We start from the raw sequence: 248 nt of genomic DNA, 5'->3' as shown, positions 1-248 counted from the left end.
ACACAAAGTTATACAAGCGTAGCAGCGTAAATAAAAGCAGTAAGAAGGAGAGAGCCGCTAGCTAGTCCTAAAAAATCTAATTTGTTAAAAGTGATGTTATTCATGATGAATTCTCCTTACTTGTTTAATGTAGAAACAACAGATTTTGCATCGATTAGAGCGGAAAATACCATGCCCATTGTATTTAAAAAATTGTTCGTTTTCATCGTGTTCATCATATGAATCCGCTCCTTTTCGAATAGTTGTTG

Annotated in this window: 1 protein-coding gene; it reads right to left on the bottom strand. The window is 34.3% G+C overall.

Annotated elements, in window-relative coordinates:
- Window positions 1–8: 8 nt before the first annotated feature.
- Window positions 9–104, bottom strand: a complete 96-nt coding sequence (locus tag SB775_RS32420; protein WP_001060007.1) for a DUF3948 family protein — start codon at window positions 102–104, stop codon at window positions 9–11.
- Window positions 105–248: the final 144 nt, after the last annotated feature.

The organism is Peribacillus sp. SIMBA_075 (genome assembly GCF_046534585.1).
The sequence above is the reverse complement of the archived record's forward strand: the minus strand, read 5'-3'. Positions and strand labels throughout refer to the sequence as shown.